16 protein-coding genes are annotated in these 18,749 nt (G+C 36.5%); 6 read left to right on the top strand and 10 right to left on the bottom strand.

From position 1 onward, the window contains the following. Positions 1–485: 485 nt before the first annotated feature. Positions 486–1,679 (top strand): glycosyltransferase, encoded by a 1,194-nt coding sequence (locus tag PHEP_RS09735; RefSeq protein WP_015807778.1) that lies wholly within the window; start codon positions 486–488, stop codon positions 1,677–1,679. A 19-nt stretch (positions 1,680–1,698) separates the two neighbouring features. On the opposite strand, the gene PHEP_RS09730 is transcribed toward PHEP_RS09735, so the two are convergent. The 5 genes from PHEP_RS09730 to PHEP_RS09710 form a co-directional block, all read right to left on the bottom strand. Next, entirely contained in the window at positions 1,699–2,649 is a 951-nt protein-coding gene (locus tag PHEP_RS09730) for a hypothetical protein (RefSeq protein ID WP_015807777.1), read from the bottom strand. Positions 2,650–2,682: 33 nt separating this feature from the next. Next, positions 2,683–4,260 (bottom strand): beta-galactosidase, encoded by a 1,578-nt coding sequence (locus PHEP_RS09725; protein ID WP_015807776.1) that lies wholly within the window; start codon positions 4,258–4,260, stop codon positions 2,683–2,685. 84 nt (positions 4,261–4,344) lie between these two features. Then, complete coding sequence (locus tag PHEP_RS09720) at positions 4,345–5,430, bottom strand: sugar transferase (protein ID WP_015807775.1); 1,086 nt, start codon at positions 5,428–5,430, stop codon at positions 4,345–4,347. Continuing rightward, positions 5,427–5,810, bottom strand: coding sequence for a response regulator (locus PHEP_RS09715; protein WP_015807774.1), 384 nt, complete (start codon positions 5,808–5,810; stop codon positions 5,427–5,429). Before PHEP_RS09715 ends, PHEP_RS09720 begins: the two co-directional genes overlap by 4 nt. Positions 5,811–6,047: 237 nt before the next feature. Beyond that, positions 6,048–6,419, bottom strand: coding sequence for a hypothetical protein (locus tag PHEP_RS09710; RefSeq protein ID WP_015807773.1), 372 nt, complete (start codon positions 6,417–6,419; stop codon positions 6,048–6,050). 497 nt (positions 6,420–6,916) lie between these two features. On the opposite strand from PHEP_RS09710, the gene PHEP_RS09705 reads away from it, so the two are divergent. After that, positions 6,917–10,456, top strand: coding sequence for a PAS domain-containing hybrid sensor histidine kinase/response regulator (locus PHEP_RS09705; RefSeq protein ID WP_015807772.1), 3,540 nt, complete (start codon positions 6,917–6,919; stop codon positions 10,454–10,456). 59 nt (positions 10,457–10,515) lie between these two features. Here PHEP_RS09705 and PHEP_RS09700 read toward each other — a convergent pair whose 3' ends face one another. Further along, positions 10,516–10,983, bottom strand: a complete 468-nt coding sequence (locus PHEP_RS09700; RefSeq protein ID WP_015807771.1) for a YMGG-like glycine zipper-containing protein — start codon at positions 10,981–10,983, stop codon at positions 10,516–10,518. A 50-nt stretch (positions 10,984–11,033) separates the two neighbouring features. Further along, positions 11,034–11,252, bottom strand: a complete 219-nt coding sequence (locus PHEP_RS09695) for a hypothetical protein (protein ID WP_143715723.1) — start codon at positions 11,250–11,252, stop codon at positions 11,034–11,036. A 168-nt stretch (positions 11,253–11,420) separates the two neighbouring features. Between PHEP_RS09695 and PHEP_RS09690 the strand changes: the two genes are divergently transcribed. The 4 genes from PHEP_RS09690 (at position 11,421) to PHEP_RS09675 (ending at position 15,555) form a co-directional block, all read left to right on the top strand. Continuing rightward, positions 11,421–11,627: a cold-shock protein gene (locus PHEP_RS09690; RefSeq protein ID WP_015807769.1), complete on the top strand. Its 207-nt coding sequence runs from the start codon at positions 11,421–11,423 to the stop codon at positions 11,625–11,627. Between the two features lie 86 nt (positions 11,628–11,713). Then, positions 11,714–12,562 (top strand): SDR family oxidoreductase, encoded by an 849-nt coding sequence (locus tag PHEP_RS09685; RefSeq protein ID WP_015807768.1) that lies wholly within the window; start codon positions 11,714–11,716, stop codon positions 12,560–12,562. 49 nt (positions 12,563–12,611) lie between these two features. Further along, entirely contained in the window at positions 12,612–13,997 is a 1,386-nt protein-coding gene (locus PHEP_RS09680) for an MBL fold metallo-hydrolase (protein ID WP_015807767.1), read from the top strand. Between the two features lie 220 nt (positions 13,998–14,217). Then, complete coding sequence (locus PHEP_RS09675; protein ID WP_015807766.1) at positions 14,218–15,555, top strand: OmpA family protein; 1,338 nt, start codon at positions 14,218–14,220, stop codon at positions 15,553–15,555. Between the two features lie 65 nt (positions 15,556–15,620). On the opposite strand, the gene PHEP_RS09670 is transcribed toward PHEP_RS09675, so the two are convergent. Genes PHEP_RS09670 through PHEP_RS09660 form a run of 3 tightly spaced genes read right to left on the bottom strand, consistent with a single transcriptional unit; the run spans position 15,621 to position 18,732 of the window. Further along, positions 15,621–16,610 (bottom strand): TerC/Alx family metal homeostasis membrane protein, encoded by a 990-nt coding sequence (locus PHEP_RS09670; RefSeq protein WP_238326460.1) that lies wholly within the window; start codon positions 16,608–16,610, stop codon positions 15,621–15,623. A gap of 53 nt (positions 16,611–16,663) precedes the next feature. Further along, a complete protein-coding gene (locus PHEP_RS09665) occupies positions 16,664–17,626 on the bottom strand; it encodes a hypothetical protein (RefSeq protein WP_015807764.1) in 963 nt (320 codons plus the stop codon). 8 nt (positions 17,627–17,634) lie between these two features. Continuing rightward, positions 17,635–18,732 carry a toxic anion resistance protein gene (locus PHEP_RS09660; RefSeq protein ID WP_015807763.1) on the bottom strand — a complete coding sequence of 366 codons (1,098 nt, stop codon included), beginning with the start codon at positions 18,730–18,732 and terminating at the stop codon, positions 17,635–17,637. Positions 18,733–18,749 lie beyond the last annotated feature (17 nt).

Here is an 18,749-nt window from a genome sequence, read left to right as displayed (position 1 = left end):
CATAATCCGACCGTTTTAAAATGATAAGACATTTAAAAGTAACACATATTAATAATACATTCTATTATTTGGATACGCTAATGTGGCATTAAATTTATGTTTCATAGTTGGTAAATATGGATGCCGCATTAAAAATACAACTTATTAATGAATATAATAATATAATTGCCATTAATATGAATCTACACCTTATTGAGTCCTGAAAATGCAAACAAAATATTTTATATTTTAATTTAGGCAAAAATAACAATTATAGTTAGAGTATAAAACGATCATTGAATTGGAATTCCAATCACCATTGCATTAAAACTATAATTTTGATTGTAAAATTATTTAAAAAAAATGACCGGTTAAATACTTGGAATATTAAAAACGTTGCAAAAAAGCTTAACTTGAGCCGAATTACATGAAATGGGATATGAATACCTAACTTAGTAAACGCTTGACAACTTCAATGTGATCTAAATACATAACAGAATTAACTTATGGCTTTAAAAAACAAGGTTATTATCTTTTTGGGAAACACACGTTTTGATAGTGATATTAAGGCTACCTCTCTTTTTATTGCAAGGAGTTTATCAAAAGATAATAAAGTTTTTTTCATCGATTACCCTTTTACACTTAAAGATTATTTTCAACATAAAAAATCAGAAAGCTTAAAAAACCGAAAAAAGAAATTCTCTCTGTTTTCGGATGGAATATTAGATACTGATTTACCCAATTTAAAAATTGTAATTACTCCCCCGGTTTTACCGATTAACTTTTTGCCGGAAAGTTTTTTATTTAGATCTCTACTTAAGGTTAATGAATCAATTATATCCAGGAGAATAAAAAAAATTCTTAGGACAAGGAAAATTGACCAATTCATTTACATTAACTCATTTAACTTCCATTACCCTAATATATCAAGTTATATTAAGCCAGCTTTGAGTGTTTATCATTGTGTTGATCCCATGATTGTACCATACGACATGAAACATGGGATAATATCTGAAAAGCAATTGGTTGAAGGAAGTGATTTGGTAATCTGTACAAGCAGGGCGCTTTATGAAGAAAAAAAAGCACAAAATAAAAATACCTTCTTTGTACCAAATGGAACTGATTTGAGCAATAACCCTGTTGTTTGCGAAACTGAACATCCAAAGTTAAAATCATATCCAAAACCCGTAGTGGGATATTTAGGTACGATTGAAAGACGAATTGACTACGAACTGCTGAAGGAAGTTATTGAGGCAAACCAAGATAAAAGTTTTGTACTTGTTGGACCTGTTTACAGGAACTTTGTTCCAGATGAATATTATAAGTTTAAAAATGTACATATCCTTGGTCCGATACCTTACGAAGAAGCAGCCCAAATAATCAGCAGTTTCGACATAGCAATTATTCCATTTAAGCTTGATGAAGTGAGTAAGACCATCTTTCCCATTAAACTTTTTGAGTATTTAAGTATTGGCAAGCCGGTTGTACTTACTGATTTTAACCCCGACCTCAAAGAATTTACGTCGCAAGAATTAGTGAGTTACTGTAATAACGCCAAATCTTTTTCAATGGCTATTAACAACGAGCTGGCAACTAATAATCAAGTAAAATTAGAATTACGAAAAAAATTAGCTTTAGAAAATACTTGGGATAAACGTGCGGAACAGATTAAAGAAATAATAGACAGCTTTATAAAATAAAGCACTACGCTCAACTCCGTTAAATGTAATGCTCTTCTATTAAACTCCTTACTTCATCGTTTGATTTTGCATGATAGATAGATGCTCCGGAAAGTTTAGGATACAAGTGGTTATAACAGTTAAAATGATGTTCCGGACCTTGTTTGGAAATTACAAGATTAACTCCGCCAAAATAGCTCGCTAAAGCTGCAGTTCCACCGTGAACAGAAATAAACTTACTGGCATTTGCGTATACCATTAACTGAAGGTGATTAAAATTATTAGCCTTGGCTTTATTTTCTTTGAATAAGTTCTCCATGAGTATAACTTCCGGATGTTCTTTTCCCAACCAATCATATTCATTTAAATCATAAGTATCACTATTATCCGTAGTGATGTGCTCAGGCCTAGGCCGGTTATAAATAATAGTGTAACTATTTTTAAGCTTGGAAATGATAAAATCTAGTGTTTCAATGTCATAAAAACTTATAGGAGGGCCATCCCATTCCATGTTATAACGATTGGCTATAATCAAAATTGGTTTACTAAAAACATATACATCATTTTGATAATGTTTTTTCAATGGCACCGCAACCCATTTACGCATATCATAATCATGACTGTATAAAATGCGTGGTAATTCAAAATTATAGTTTCCTTCATTAGTCCGAATCTCAAAATCTTCGAAATGATTTTCTGAAAAAAAATATAACTCCTTTGTGAATTTTGAAGAATGTGTACTTCTTAATGTTCCATTCAAATGGTGCCAGTAAGCAAAGGGTAAAGCAAATTGAAGTTCAGGAGCAAATTCACCACTAAAATAAATATCTTTATACTTTTTTTTAAAAAGAAAATCTCGAAATATATACTTAATTTGTGTCATTTCACAATTATAGGTATCCCGATAAAAATATCTAAGATTTGCTGGCACAGAAGGATAACGCAATCTTACATATAAACTAAAAAGCTTATTCGTTAGGATAGTAGGCATGTATTTTTTATTAGAATTTATAATATAAATGTTCTAGTTTATGTTTGATTCAACAAAAATCGGAGTTTCTGAAACATTTAACGTTAGTTTACCATTTGTTGTATTAGCCTTTTCCAACTTCATGTCATCAGCTCCAGGTACAAGTGTATAAATTGTTGCAGTTGTTGCATTACCTAAATCTAATTCGTAGCGGGCAGTTCTACCAATTTCGTCAGGTATATAAAGTACATAAATTTTCCTTTTGTTTTCACTATAAATATCAACAATCGGGTCAATACCTTTATTTTCCAAATATTTAAACGAACCCATTAATTTTCTTACCTGATAAAAGTAATCTGCAACGGGTCTTCTTTGAACGCCTACAGCGAAACCGGAAGAAGCAAACCGCCCCCCGTTGTTTGGATCCACATCGTCAAGCATATAAAAAAAAGTTCTTTTCAATCCATGTCTGACATTAGAAAAAACCGACCTCAGAGACCAATCTGCTTGTGTAATTAGTGCCGATTTATTTCCTATTGCTATTGCTCTTTGAGGACTACCAGGATTAATGTCGTAACCACATTCCGTAAGCCAGACTTCCATTCCACCTGCAGATTCATTCGCCAAAGCAAAGTATCCATCTGCTACTTTTGCGGCAGAACTTAATTCGGGAGCTTTACCTACAGTACCTGCATCATTGTTGTTATAATGGTGGTAATTAATTACATCAAAGCATAAATTAACAGATCCGTCCGGTTTATATCCCCTATTTTTTTTGCACCATGCTATCATCTGAAGTACATATTCCTTTTTAGATACTGACAGTCCACCCATAACTACTTTCATATTTGGGTCGGCACTCTTTACACCAACCCCCGGCCCTAGTTTTCCCATATCTCCGTCATAAAACGCGGACATATTAGCAGCATATTCCTCGGCATTCTGATGAGCTAAAGGCCCCTTCCAGTCTTTATCGCGTTCATTATCACATTCAATATAGTTAACATATCCAAGTCCTACTTTAACTTTATTTCCAGGATCTCCGGGCCAACGCGGTCGGGTGTCAACTTTTATCAGTGATAAATCAACTGTTGAATTCTTTCCATAACGAGCTGCGAACTGGAAGCCGGCCCTTGCTTGCTGAATATAAGATGCCGGCAGATTTCTATCTAATCCATATGGCGCAGGAACATTTTCCGCATCACGCTTTCCTTCTGGATAGGAATTTAGTAGCCATGGTGGACAAGTTTTCAAACAACTTAAAATTTCAATACCTTCTTTTTTACACCAGGCATAAATCATATCATAATCCCATCCACCAAACTGAGTTGGGCTAAAAGTATATCTACCCTCCTCGGGCTCTATCTTTTCCCAATCCAAATAATGTCTAAATCCACCAAAAGACCTAATAACATCCATTTTTCCAGGCGATATAATAGAATTGTTACTTTCAGAAAAGCTCCATTCAAAAGCATTAATACCTAGATGATTTTCTAAAGTACCATAAACAAGCGGCTTTTTCTCGGGTAATAGATCAGGTATTACATTTTCTACATGAGCAGCTTTCTGTCCTTTTGAGCAGGAAGTTAGCATTAGTACATAAACAGAAAAAATCAAAAAATTATGCCTCATCTATTTTATAATTTTTATGATTAACCAAAAAAAAATTTATCTTTTTCAAAAAAAAATAAATAGAATTCAGCATAGAATATGTCATTAAACCTTTTCTTTCTGTATCAACGCAGGAATGGTTTTCAAGATTATCTTTAAATCAAGCAAAATAGAATAATTATCCGCATAAAAATTATCCAGCTCTTTCCGCTCAGTTTCCGACATATCTTTTTTTCCCCTTTTACTGATCTGCCACAAACCTGTTAAACCTGCAGGGCCTAAAAACCTTGTCGACCATTCATTTGTCGTCAGCTGTTCAGCCTCATATAATGGCAGTGGCCTGTTACCGACCAGCGACATATCTCCAAGAAATACATTGATCAACTGAGGCAGTTCATCTATACTGGTTCTTCTTAAAAAAGAACCTAACTTTGTAATTCGCGGATCATCCTTAAATTTAACAAAAGCAGCCTTACCGTTCTTTTTATTTGATTCATTTGAATATTGGTTCAGTTCTGCAATGGAAGCGATCATTTGATCGGCATCACTGCGCATTGACCTGAATTTATAAAAATCAAATATCCTGTATCCTGCCCCTACTCTTTTACTTCTGTATATCACCTCACCTTTTGATTCGAGTTTAATCAAAATGGCAACAACAATAAAAATCGGCGTTAAAAACAACAAGGCGAAACCCGACGCCAAAAGGTCAAAAACCCGTTTGGTCAAAGGAATCTGATACTCCACATCCATCTGTTTGGAGAGTTCCAGCAGCTTTGGCTTGATCAATTTAAACTTTATCAGAAAATTCAGTCTTTCGTAAAAATCTTCAATCGGGAAAGGATAAGTATAATAATCATTTACTTTTAAGTCCAGTGCTTTTTTTCTCCATACTTTATCTTCCTTAATACCTAACAGTACAATAACCAATCCATGAAGCAATGGATTCTTCTTGATATACTTTACCTGATCAAAACAATCCTTGTTGTCATCTACCTCTATTAATATAATATCCGGTAAACTTAATAAAGACTGGTTATCCAAATGGCGCCTAAAATCATCAGGGTTTTCTAAATGCTCTATATTAAAATTCGAGTCAAAATCTTCAAAAACCACGCTTTTGAGCAATTTACCAAAGTACACAATCTTTGCATTGATCTCAGGTCGATTTATAGTAGCTGTTATCATCATGAGAGGAGTTGTGTGATATGGGATTTTAAAATTGTAGGATTAAAAGGCTTCTCCACAAAACGATCTATTTTAAAGGGCATTTCTTTTACCTTATCCTCCAGGTCATCAGCCCCGGAAAGTAATATAACTGGTGTATTTCTATAAAAACCGCTTATTTTAAGATTTTTGATCAGTGTACTTCCGTCAAAATAGGGCATCATCAGATCAGATATAATCAGATCAGGGTCATTTCCCTCTTCCAGCCAGGCTATCGCTTCAATACCGCTTGTTTTGATAACCAATGTATAAGTAGATGATAATATAAAATTTAACAATTTGAGTATGCTTGGTTCATCGTCAACAACTAATATTATTTTTTTAACGCCTTCGTTACTCTCCATAGCTTATAAAGCATTTTTTTGGTTTATTAAAATTAATTCAAACGTAAACAAATAATTTCCAACTAACTTGTTTTATCAAAGGTTTTTATAATTAAATATTCGTTTTATTTAAACTAAGTGTAAAAGTAACATTTTCTTACAAAAAGAATCAATAATTCATGAATTTTAGTGAAGTTGGGGCATAACTTTCCCAATTGAGCCCTAAATAAGGTTCAAACACCACATTATTCCTTAAGGTTACTTAGCTTTAACAGTGAACGATCCCTCTCGAACTTCCCCCTCTTTACAGGAATTAAGCTCATTAGAAACAACACGTCCATAAGAATCTATGACCATTAACCGGATACCCTGGGCCTCTAACGACTTAACCTGGGTCTTCAGATTGAAATCCGTTACATAAAAGAAAGGAATATCTTCACTTCCATCTTTTATATTTACGTTATAATCTTTGTTTTGAACAGAATAACTTACCTGACAATCTTTACATTCAACTCTTAATATTCCTTTGTTACTGAGTACAACATTAGACAAATCATCTGTGAGGGATTCCTTTTTACAACTGCAAAAGGATAAAATGAGAAGAATCAATAGGGTGGTTGAGATTTTCATTTTTATTACTTTTTTTCAGAAAAACTAAATGAAAAAATCAGGCCACTAACATGAACAGGTAATTTTTTAGATCATTTTAACTCAATAACAGCTTATTTACAGGCCATATTCACATAAAAAGCAAACATACAGGGGACATGTTATTGGGATATCCCTAAATTTAAAAACAACAACAATCCCCAAAATTCCCCAAAACGTGTATCAAAAACACCAACATTTTAAAAACAGTCACCTTCTTAACGCAAAAACCAATTACAAATCATTCCGTATATATTCCATCAAGGCCCTTATAGGGGTAACTGAAATTTTATATAAAAAATACTCTTATAAATTAATAAACAAAACACTTATAATGAGTATATTAGCCAAATAATTATTAAAACACCGTTAAACAAACTCAGTAAAATGCTTTTTTATAGGTTTTGCTCATCTACATGTGATATAAATCACTATTTTTACTCAGTTGTTGAGAACAGCTTATCGGCAACCATTTTCATATGAAATACACACCTCTTCCCGAAAATGAGAAAGAACGATTAAGGGTATTACACAACTCTCAGGTATTTGACCCGGCGTACGAGGCGCATTTTGAACGCATCACAGAATTAGCAGCCTCCACATGCGATATACCAATCGCATTTATTACCTTGATTGACCAAAATAAACAATGGTACAGATCAAATAAAATCTTCACTAGTGATGAAATTGCCATAGAAAATGAATTTTATCGTCAAACAATAAATTCTGCCGGAATTCTCGAAGTACTGGATCCTGGGGAGGATATCCGGTTTATATCCAATGCAAACCATCAGTACATTAAAATCAGTTATTATGCAGGCATTCCCCTGATTGATTCGAGTGGGAATATTATAGGCACTTTATCTTTATTTGATACCAAACCCAAAAATGAACTTACTTCCAAGCAAAAAAGAATAATTGAACTGCTTTCTATTGAAGTCATTTCTTTAGTAAATGAAATTAAGAGTAAAAAAGAACTTAACCATTTTTTAAAACTCTACAAATCTTCCCACGACCTAATCTGCGAGGCTGATATTGATGGTTTTTTAAAACGGGTAAACCCTGCTTTTACAAATACTCTCGGATGGCAGGAACAAGACTTGCTCAATAATTCTTTTTATAGTTTTATTCATCCTTATGATTTACAACCCACAAGCGATGAATTAAAAAAATTAAGCGATGGAAAAAATGCTGTAAACTTCAGCAATCGCTTTAAAACAAAAAAAGGAGAATACAGAACCTTACAATGGAGTGTCACCACGGAAACGGATTCTCAGAAAATACTGGCAATTGCAAGAGATGTTACTAAAGATAAAAATCTTCAGCAAAAAATTCTAACCAGCGAGAGCAGATTAAAATCATTTATCGAAAATGCACAGGGTTTAATGTTTACCCATGATTTATCAGGTAATCTTTTATTTATCAATAACGCCGGGGCCCATTATTTAGGCTACACAAAACAGGAAATGCAGAGCATGGGCCTGTTCGACCTTATCCCTAAAGACCACCATGCTGCACTTAACGATTACCTAAGAGAAATTAAAAATAAGGGTAAAGCCCAGGGGCTAATGACTACTGTACACAAAAAAGGTAACCATATCATATGGATATTCAACTGTGTGCTGGAAAATAATGCGACAAACAAGCCTTATGTTATCTGTAATTCAATTGACATCACGGAGCGGCATAACCTGGTAAAAGAATTAAGGACCAGGAATAAAAAACTTGAACTGGCCAATGACATTGCCCGACTTGGAAACTGGGAACTAAACCTGGTTGAACAAAAACTGACCTGGTCTGAAGTTACCCGTCAGATATTTGAAGTAGGACATGACTTTGAACCAAGTTTGGAAAGCGAGCTGTTGTACTATAAACCAGGAACTACCAGGGAAAATAGGTTCAATGCACTTAATGCAGCTGTACTTCATGGAAAAAGCTGGGACCTGGAATTAGAACTGCTCACCGCTAAGGGAAACGCAATCTGGATCAGATCAATCGGAGTTCCAGAATTCCTGGAAGGACGCTGTTATAAAATATCTGGCACCATTCAGGACATCACCAAAATTAAGCGCATGGAAGCGAACTTAATTTCGGCAAAAGAAGATGCAGAATCAGCCAATAAAGCAAAATCAGAGTTTCTGGCCAATATGAGCCATGAAATCAGGACCCCATTAAATGGTATCATCGGATTTACCGATCTGCTGATCAAAACGCAGCTCAATGAAACCCAGCAACAATATCTTTCTATAGTTACACAGTCAGGTAATGCCTTATTAAATACCATTAATGACATTTTAGACTTCTCGAAAATTGAGGCTGGCAAACTAGAGATGAACTGGTCTAAATTCAATCTCTATGAAATGGCAGAAGAATCTGCCGATGTTATAAAATACCAGGTACAAAGTAAGGGCCTTGAAATGTTGTTGAATATTTCGGCCGATCTGCCCAAATATATCTGGGCTGACGAACTCAGACTTAAACAGATCCTGATCAATTTATTAGGAAATGCTGTAAAATTCACTGAAAGCGGTGAAATTGAACTCAAGGTAGAAGCACTGACAAACCCTGAACTACCTGAAATTAAATACCGCTTTTCTGTGAGGGACACAGGTATAGGCATTAACCCCGATAAAAAGCTTAAAATATTCGATGCATTTTCACAGGAAGACGCATCTACAACAAAAAGGTATGGGGGTACAGGATTGGGCTTAACAATTTCAAACAAATTATTGGGGCTAATGAACAGTCAGCTCCAGGTTGAAAGTGTAATTGGTAAGGGAAGTGTATTCTATTTCGAAATTATCCTCCAGTCTGAGCCAGGTGAATCCATTGAGATACAGAACCTGGATAAGATAAAGAATGTCCTGATTGTTGATGATAACAAAAACAACAGACTGATCATCAATAAAATGTTATCCCTGAAACAGATCAGATCAGTGGAAGCCGGAAGTGGCCATGAAGCGATAGGCATGATCTCTAAGGGTGAAAAATTTGATGTGATCCTGATGGATTACCACATGCCTGATCTGGATGGACTGGAAACTATAAAAAAGATAAGGGAGATCCTGAAAGATTCAGATAAAGACCAACCTATTGTTTTGTTGCACAGTTCATCAGACGAAACAATTATAAAGGCCTGTGAAGAACTGAATGTACATCATCGTTTGTTAAAACCGATCAAGCTTAAGGATATGTACAGCTCACTTTTCAGGGTAATTTCTAAGAAAACTGAAAAACCGGGTGCAGCCGTACAGGAAGCAGAGCGAATGGACGATCCGATCCAGGTTTTAATAGCAGAAGATAATGCGGTTAACATGTTACTGGCCAAGACTATTGTAAGACGAATTGCACCAAATGCCACTATATTCGAGGCAAAAAATGGTCTGGAAGCTCTTGAACTTTATAAGACAACCAAAATTGATATCGTTCTGATGGATATTCAGATGCCTGAAATGAATGGCTATGAAGCTACAAAAAAAATCAGGGCAGTAAGACATAAACCCCATACCCCTATAATTGCATTAACTGCCGGAAATGTTAAGGGAGAAAAAGAGAAATGCTTTGCGGCAGGTATGGATGATTTTATATCCAAACCCGTAGTAGCTCATACCATTGCGCTTTCCCTGAAAAAATGGCTTAAGAACCCTACAGAAGACCCACATAGTGATCTATCCCTATCGCCATCCGACGATTCAGATTACCACTTCAATATAGAGTTGCTAAAAGAATATGTAGGTGATGATGAAACTGTTTTAACAAAAGTACTGGCACTCCTCAGAACCGAACTGATGAATTTCTCCAAAGAATTTAAGGAGCATACGTCAGTTAGAAACCTCAATAAGGTAAAGGAACTGGGTCAAAAAGTTTACGATACCGCAATAGTTTCCGGTTTAACTGCACTTGCCGTTATTGCAAAAAAAGTAGCTTCCGTTACTACTTACGATGAAACCGAAATTAACCAGTTGTTGGCAGAGGCCCAACAGGAAATCAAAACAGCAATAAGCTTAATTGTCAGATAATGTGATCAAATAAAAAAACCGGAAGAATTTCCGGTTTTTTTATTTATATGTCAGGTCAATTAATTCTTAGGTTGTACCCGGCCCGATTTTCTGTCCTGTCCTCTTCCGATCAGATAACCTGTACCAGCACCTACAACACCTCCAATAATAGCACCCCTGCCATCTTTTTTGTCAATAAGCACACCACCTAACGCTCCTGCGCCAGCACCTATCACAGCGCCTTTAGCCGCCTGGCTCCAGCCTTTTTTCTTAGCCGGGGCAGCTGTTTCGCTACTATACTGACTGTTACTGGCGGCTTGGTTCCGTTCAGATAACAGCAGCATCCTTTTTTCTTCTTTTGCCTGAGCTAATTTGGCTTCTTCTTTTTCTTTTACCCTTGCTGTTTCTGCCCTTTTAAAACTATCAAGTTTCAAACTATCTTTAATGGCTGCTACAGCCTTTTGCTTTGCTAATGCTTCTTCTTTGGCATTGTTTGTACACGCCGAAAGCATTAAACCCAATATCATTATAGAAAATAACTTTTTCATAACTTTACATTTAATTAATATTATATAGACCTGAAAAAATGATGCCAAGATTACTTATCTGTTAAAGAAGAGTGGCCCGGGGGCTCTCTAGTATCATTCTGATCATCTTCTCCATCCGGATTTCCAGAAATCCGATCATTGTCACTGTCCAGATTACTATATATGGAACGTTCATCTGATGATCCGTCGGCATCAAGGCCAAGGTTTTCCTTATATTCTTCGTTTAAAATTGATTTCCCGGATTTCTTCTCCTTTATTTTCTGCTTCACAATAAATACCTCCTTAAATATTAAATTGTATTTATAACAATACAATACCAGCAAAAGTTTACACCTGAGTTCCCTTTTCTCTAAAACTACCTGCCTGCAGGGCCATGTTTAACATTTTGATATTAAAGTTCAATTGATTATTTTCACAACGAAATATATATCATAATTATGCGTACAACAGGAAAAGTTAAATGGTTTAATTCTGCAAAAGGATTTGGATTTATAACTCCGGAAGATGGAGGAAAAGATATTTTCGTGCATTTTTCTGCAATTGCAGGAGATTCATTCAGAGAACTGAACGAAGGGGACAGTGTAGAATTTGAATTGAATGATGGCAAAAAAGGTCCTGAAGCCCAAAATGTAACAGTACTTTAACTCGCAATTTATTCTATTAAAAAAGGGGGTTGTTTAAATATAACCCCTTTTTCATTTTAAATTTCTACCAAACAGAAATACATCAGATGGGCCAACCAACAGCTCCGCTCAATTTACAAACGATAAGCATATTAGGTTGCGGCTGGTACGGAATCGAGTTGGCAAGGGAACTTGTTGCAAAAGGTTATACCGTAAAAGGATCCAGCACCACTGTACAAAAACTTCAGCTACTTGCTGAACAACAGATACAACCTTTCCTGGTCAATTTTGAAAAAGATAAAGAAAGCTACGATCCCCTGTTCTTTAAGACAGAGCTATTGTTTGTATGCATTCCCCCAAAACGAAGTGAAGGTCAGCAATCTGATTATCTACATAAAATTCAGCGGATCTGTACCGCGGCCCAACTTCATAAAATATCAAATCTGATATTTATAAGTTCAACAGCTGTGTATGGCGATCACAATGAAGAGGTAACAGAATTAACTGTCCCCAATCCTGAAACCGCTTCAGGTAAAGCCATTCTGGACGCCGAAAACCTTTTAAGCACACACCCCGGTTTCAATTGTACTATCCTTCGTTTTGGGGGCCTTGTTGGCCCTGGCCGACATCCGGGACGTTTCTTTGCCGGAAAAACAGATATACCCAATGGCCTTGCCCCTGTAAATCTCATCCATTTAACCGACTGTATAGGCATTAGTATACACCTTGTTCAACATGAAATAACTAACATCATTATCAATGCATGTTCACCAGACCATCCTGCAAAGCAGGATTTCTATGTGGCAGCAGCTCTAAATGCCAAACTTCCTCCTCCGGTATTTAAAAATGAACTGCTGAAATGGAAATTAATCACAGGTATTCAGGCACCTTTATTAAATTATACTTATCAGGTATCAAACTGGGCAAGCTGGTTTCAGCAAAACAACAACCTATAATAACATCTGTACAAAAACAATAAATCAAGCCAATAAAGAAACGCTAATTATGAAATTGACAATATTAGGCGCAGCACAGCAGGTAACCGGAAGTATGCACCTGTTACAACTGGATAACTATAATATCATTGTTGACTGCGGACTTGATTATGAGAAAGAGACCTATCAAAACGAAAACCTTTATTTCCCCTTCGATCCTGCAGCTATTGACCTCGTTATACTCACACATGCACATATAGACCATTCAGGGAACCTGCCCACCTTGGTGCGCATGGGTTTCAACGGACAAATCCTTTGTACCCCTCCTACCGCCGATCTTACAGAACTGCTTTTACTCGATTCGGTAAATATTTTTCTAAGCAAACAAAATAAACGGTCCCGCAGTAAGAGAACCAAATCCGGTCCCGAACCGCTTTACCTGCAAAAACATGTAAAGGATACTGTTGAACGCTTTGTAACCATCAACTTTAATAAAGAATTCCAGATTAACAATCAGGTGTCACTTACCTTTATCCCCATAGGACACTTACTTGGCGCCGCTGCAGTAATATTAACGGTCCATGAAAATGGAACCATAAAAAAAATTGCCTTTACCGGCGATATCGGACGAAAAAACTATCCGTTGCTAACCAACCCACAACCTTTGCCCCCTGTAGATTATCTGGTCTGTGAATCTACTTATGGTGGACGTCTGCATAGTACCGACAGCACGCTGGAACAAAAGCTCATAGAAACAATTACGGAGTCCTGTATCAAATATCCCGGACGGTTGATCATCCCGGCATTCAGTATTGGCAGAACCCAGGCACTGGCATATGCCCTCAACAAAATATTCAGTAATGGATTGCTCCCTTCTGTAAAAATATTTATTGATAGCCCTCTTGCCGGTTCAGCAACAGAAATTTATAGCAAGTACCATCACCTGCTTAATGATGAGGCAAGGGCATTTTACGAAAAAAACAACCACAGCTTTGAGTTTAAAGAACTTTCATATGTAAACGATAAACGCGAAAGCTTGTCTGTTTCTAATTACCATGAACCCTGTATCATCATCTCTTCGGCCGGTATGCTCGAAGGTGGCCGGATTCAGGATCACCTTTACTATAACATACAAAATTATTATTGTACCATATTGTTTATAGGATATTGCGCTAAGGGTACATTAGGGAACAGGCTTTTAAGGGGCGACCCCATTGTCCGGTTACGAAACCGTGATCTCATGGTATATGCAACTATAAAACAAACCGATCTGTTAAGTGGCCATGGAGATCACAATGATCTTTTAAATACAGTCAGACATCAGTCTTCCTTAACATTAAAACAGGTATTTCTGGTACATGGGGAAACGAAAAGTATCGGGGCACTGGCCAATGCCCTGCAATCAGAAGGATATGCCGTTTCCATCCCTCAAAAAGGGCAGAGCTTTGAATTGTAAGCCCTGCATCTGGCTAAAATTGTAGCAAATAGTATACACATTTTTGAGTATCCAAATCATAGATCTGTTCTTTTCCTTAAAAGAATAGCACTAATTAAGCTGTTGATTATTAACGCATTCAGAATTATTAATTTAGAAAACAAGCTTTGGCAAGGTTATTACAATCAGGTAAGCATCCAGCAGTTAAAAACTGGATATTAAAACATCTAATTATAGTAATATGAACTCAAGAATTACAAAAACAGCTTTAGCGCTGTCCCTAATAGGGTTATCAACGCAATTATTTGCACAAGATTCAGGTACCCAAGGAGGTAGATTTTCAGAGAAAACTTTTCGCACATGGTCGGTTGGTATTCATGGCGGTGTATTGAGCCAAAATACAATATTCAATGGTAAAGAACGCGACTTTCAAACTGCCAAAGAAAATATCGGTTATGGCGCCTTTATTAAAAAACAAATATTGCCTTCATTAGGTATCCAGGCTGATTTCCTGGGAGGAAAAGTTGAAGGATTAAGGTCTTATGCCGGTGTAGATGCAAATGGCGACAATACCTATCTGAATGGCTCCAGCTATCAAACTAAAATAGACTGGTCTGCTGCCTTAACCGCTGTTTATAACATTGCCAACATCAATATCAACAATGAAAATGCAGTATTGATTCCTTATGTTAAAGCTGGTGCTGGTTACATGAACGCCGGTGCAACAACCACTAACGTTCCGTTGTCTGCCAATGAAGGTTATAAAGAAAGATGGTTTGTTCCAGTTGGTGCTGGTTTTAAACTGGGTGTTGCCAAAGGCATCAATGTTGACTTAGGATACGATGTAAACTTTGTTAAATCTGACAAATTTGATGGTTTCAATTCAGGTGGTAAAAATGACAAATTCTCTTATGGACATATAGGTTTAGAATTTGCACTGGGAAGCAAAGAAAAGCCACAATTGCAAAACTACAGCTCATTGGCCAACCTGCGTAAACAGTCAAAAGAAGAATCTGATGAATTGAGAAGAGCATTGTCTACTGCTGAACAGAATGCAGCCAGAGATAGAGAACAATATGCTAAAGACATGGGAGATGATGACAATGACGGTGTAGCCAATAAATTCGATAAATGTCCTGGAACAGCATCTGGTACAGTTGTAGACGGATCTGGCTGCCCTATCAAGGTACAGCGGGAAGTCATCAAAGAAACTAAAGTTGTAGTAACAGAGGCCGACCGTAAAGTGGTTGATGAAGCCATCAAAAACTTAGAATTTGACTTGGGTAAAGCTACAATAAGGGCTAAATCTTATGCCACTTTAAATAAAGTAGCTGCTTTGCTAATCGAGAAAAACTTTAGCCTGAAATTAGCCGGACATACAGATAACACCGGATCTATGGCGTTAAACTTACGTTTGTCTAAAGAAAGAGCTGAAGCTATCAAAGCATATTTGGTATCACAGGGTGCAAATGCTTCACGTATCGAAGCAACAGGTTATGGTCCGAACCAACCTATCGCATCTAATAAAACTGCCGAAGGTCGTCAGAAAAACCGTAGGGTAGAATTTACATTGTACTAGTAAAACAGAACGATAAAAAAAAGCCCTGGCAGTTGCCAGGGCTTTTTTTTATCTATAGCATTTCCTTAATCCTGTTTAATTTCCTGGCTTTCTTTAGGTACAAATATCAGCGAAGCAATAACCGATAAAATTAATACCCCACCCACAATAGATAATGATAAGGGTGAAGATATATGGTAAAATGGTGCAATAACCATTTTAACACCAATAAATGCCAATATAATTGCCAGGCCATATTTTAACAGGCTAAACATATGAATAAAGTTGGCCAGCAGGAAATAAAGTGCCCTTAGCCCCAATATTGCAAATATATTTGAAGTATAAAGAATCAAAGGATCATCTGGGGCAATTGCAAAAATGGCAGGAATAGAGTCTACAGCAAACAGTAAATCTGTAAATTCAATTACGGCTACTACTACCAGTAAAGGTGTAGCCAGTTTAATTCCATTCTCTACCGTAAAAAATTTGGCACCATCAAACTCTTTGCTTACTTTAAAAAACTTATAAATTACTCTTGCTCCCGGACTTTTACTAAAGTCTTTTTCTTCGTCCTCGTCTTCACCAGCAAACCAGGATTTAATGCCTGCATAGATCAGGAACAGCCCGAAAATCAACAGCACAATATTGATCTTTACCAACTGTCCAAATACAGTCATCTCAGGCAAATAAGTAAGGTTAATCAACCCTACGCCTGCAAAAATGAAAATTGCACGGAACAGTAAAGCGCCAATAATTCCCCAAAACAATACCTTATGGTGTAATTCCTTAGGCACATTAAAAAATCCAAACACCAGTATAAATACAAAAAGGTTGTCAACCGACAGGGCCTTCTCTATCCAGTAGGCCGACTGGAACTGCGTAAACTTCTCAAAACCCGAGGTTAGGTAAATTACCCCACTAAATGCCATGGACAAGCTGATCCAGACCACAGACCATATTGCTGCTTCCTTGCTGCTCACTGCATGCACCTTCTTATTAAAAACACCCAGATCCAATAGCAGCATTACTACTACCACAACTGCAAACCCAATAATAACACCGGGATGATTAATCATATTATCCATTTTTATTCTATTTTTTTTTCATTGATCTAATGGTGATAAAAATGCTAAAAAAGATCGGTTTTAAGCATCGTTTTCAAAATATTGGCCTGTACATCAAAATTGTTCAGGTGATCTAAAAAGTTGATATCCGAGATCTTGATGTAATTCTCTTCCAGCAACTTTACAATCTCTGTTGGAATATAGGTTTTTGCTGTAGCTGCACTACTCTCAAGCTTATCATTTTTATAAGCCAGCTCCTGTATCAACCTATCCTTTTCGGAAAGATGATTGTCCAGCTCAACCCCATTAAGTTTGTTCATGTCGCAAAACAAAAACAGGTTCCTGCTCGGGAAAAATAAAAAGTACCTGTCCAGATCTATAAACTTATACACTTCTACAATCAGCTGACCCGATTTTAATCCGTAAAAAAATTCAGTCCTGAAATCCTCTTTACACAACAGGCCCATTAACTTCCTTTCAATGCTGGCATGCACATCAATGTACATCTTATCTGCATTAAAATCTATCAGTGTACCCAACTGCGCTGTAGAAATATCATAATAAAAATCCTTCGCATATCTGGAACTGAAGGTATTGATGTTTTTGGCAAATGGAAATTCTTCTGTATGATCAGAAAGCACCTCAAATAGTTTTCTTAAAGATAAATTGATCTTTAAAGATTGTTTCTGTTTATCGAGGTTAAAGCTTTTTTCGGTATAAACCGAACTGCCAATCTTATCCATTAATTCTTTATTCAGCTCAATCTCATCATAAATCAAGGTCACATTCTTTTCGTTGCTTTTTTTAATTTTCCTCAGCAGCTCTATTAAACTTGCAGTAAACTGAATATGGAACAATTCCAGTTTATCAATATCCAGCTCTTCATTATTCGCAAAAAGCTGATGGATCACCCTGCTCCGTAAATAAATTTTATAAACAGTTTCCTCCTGAAAAAAAGAAGAGAGCAACTGCAAACGGTTGATCTCTGTCTCCGATTCCTTTAAAATATTGATGCGCCGTTCATCCATTGTTAAAATTAATTAACCCGGGTCACGTTTTTCTTCAGTTCAGATTCTAAAGTTTTCAATTCACCGTCAAGTACTTTTCTGCTTTGCGCACCATCTTCATGAATTTTCTTAACCTCATTTAAGGTTTCTATTAATGAGGATGTAGTCCGTTTCAGCGTATCCAAAGAAACAATCGTTTTCTCATTTTCTTTCGCCACATCAATACTGTTCTGTTTCAGCATTTCAGCATTTTTCTGTAAAATGGTATTCGTTGTATCAGAAACCTTTTTCTGCATCTCCACATTGGCTTTTTGCCTTTGCAGTGCAACCGCTATCGTAAGCTGATTTTTCCATACCGGAATGGTTGTAGATACGATAGATTGTGCCTTTTCAGCAATAGAGGTATTGTTATTCTGCACTACCCTGATCTGGGCCAGCGATTGTAACATGATAAATCTTACAATTTTCATATCCGCCAAACGTTTGTCCAGCCTGCTGATAAAATCGCGCAGATCGGCAATCTCATAATCCTGGTAATCGGCAGGCCGGCCCTCCATCTCCGCGAGCTGAAGACTCAGCTCATTAAATTTAAGCTGACCGGAAATGATCAGTTCTTCCATCTGATGAATGTAACCCACATTGCTGTCGAACATCGTTTGCAAAGAACTGTTGTCCTTAATGGAATTTAAACGTCCTGCTTTGATCTTATTTGTAATCTTGTCAACATTGTTCACTACCACATCATACTTCTGAAATAGCTTTTTAACATCTACAACCAGATTTTTAAGGAATGGTATTTTAGAGATGAAAGATTTAAACCCGCTCTGTTCCAGCTCTCCAACATCAATATAATTCAGTTCGGTCAGCAATTCGTTGATCAGCCCACCAACCTCACCACTATTATACGTGCGTACAGACGATAAAAAATCATTGCTGTATTTCTCCATCGAATTTTGGGCATCGGCACCATAATTCAAGATAGAATTTACATCAGATGGCACCAGAGATTTACCAATCTCTTTATATTTCTGTTCATCCTCAGCGCTCAGTACAGTCAGGTCTACATTGCCTTCCTTATCAATCTTAGCCGGACTAAGGCTTTGTGTTTCATTTGGATTAGTTTCCATAATTTTTCAGATAAAAG

Origin of the sequence: Pedobacter heparinus DSM 2366 (assembly GCF_000023825.1) — a bacterium.
In the GTDB taxonomy this organism is placed as follows: Bacteria; Bacteroidota; Bacteroidia; order Sphingobacteriales; family Sphingobacteriaceae; genus Pedobacter; species Pedobacter heparinus.
This window is presented reverse-complemented; position numbering and strand designations above follow the sequence as displayed.

Coding starts and splice junctions, on each gene's coding strand:
- PHEP_RS09735 (WP_015807778.1), top strand. CDS start 486: ATGGCTTTAAAAAACAAGGTTATTATCTTTTTGGGAAACACACGTTTT.
- PHEP_RS09730 (WP_015807777.1), bottom strand. CDS start 2,649: ATGCCTACTATCCTAACGAATAAGCTTTTTAGTTTATATGTAAGATTG.
- PHEP_RS09725 (WP_015807776.1), bottom strand. CDS start 4,260: ATGAGGCATAATTTTTTGATTTTTTCTGTTTATGTACTAATGCTAACT.
- PHEP_RS09720 (WP_015807775.1), bottom strand. CDS start 5,430: ATGATGATAACAGCTACTATAAATCGACCTGAGATCAATGCAAAGATT.
- PHEP_RS09715 (WP_015807774.1), bottom strand. CDS start 5,810: ATGGAGAGTAACGAAGGCGTTAAAAAAATAATATTAGTTGTTGACGAT.
- PHEP_RS09710 (WP_015807773.1), bottom strand. CDS start 6,419: ATGAAAATCTCAACCACCCTATTGATTCTTCTCATTTTATCCTTTTGC.
- PHEP_RS09705 (WP_015807772.1), top strand. CDS start 6,917: ATGAAATACACACCTCTTCCCGAAAATGAGAAAGAACGATTAAGGGTA.
- PHEP_RS09700 (WP_015807771.1), bottom strand. CDS start 10,983: ATGAAAAAGTTATTTTCTATAATGATATTGGGTTTAATGCTTTCGGCG.
- PHEP_RS09690 (WP_015807769.1), top strand. CDS start 11,421: ATGCGTACAACAGGAAAAGTTAAATGGTTTAATTCTGCAAAAGGATTT.
- PHEP_RS09685 (WP_015807768.1), top strand. CDS start 11,714: ATGGGCCAACCAACAGCTCCGCTCAATTTACAAACGATAAGCATATTA.
- PHEP_RS09680 (WP_015807767.1), top strand. CDS start 12,612: ATGAAATTGACAATATTAGGCGCAGCACAGCAGGTAACCGGAAGTATG.
- PHEP_RS09675 (WP_015807766.1), top strand. CDS start 14,218: ATGAACTCAAGAATTACAAAAACAGCTTTAGCGCTGTCCCTAATAGGG.
- PHEP_RS09670 (WP_238326460.1), bottom strand. CDS start 16,610: ATGATTAATCATCCCGGTGTTATTATTGGGTTTGCAGTTGTGGTAGTA.
- PHEP_RS09665 (WP_015807764.1), bottom strand. CDS start 17,626: ATGGATGAACGGCGCATCAATATTTTAAAGGAATCGGAGACAGAGATC.
- PHEP_RS09660 (WP_015807763.1), bottom strand. CDS start 18,732: ATGGAAACTAATCCAAATGAAACACAAAGCCTTAGTCCGGCTAAGATT.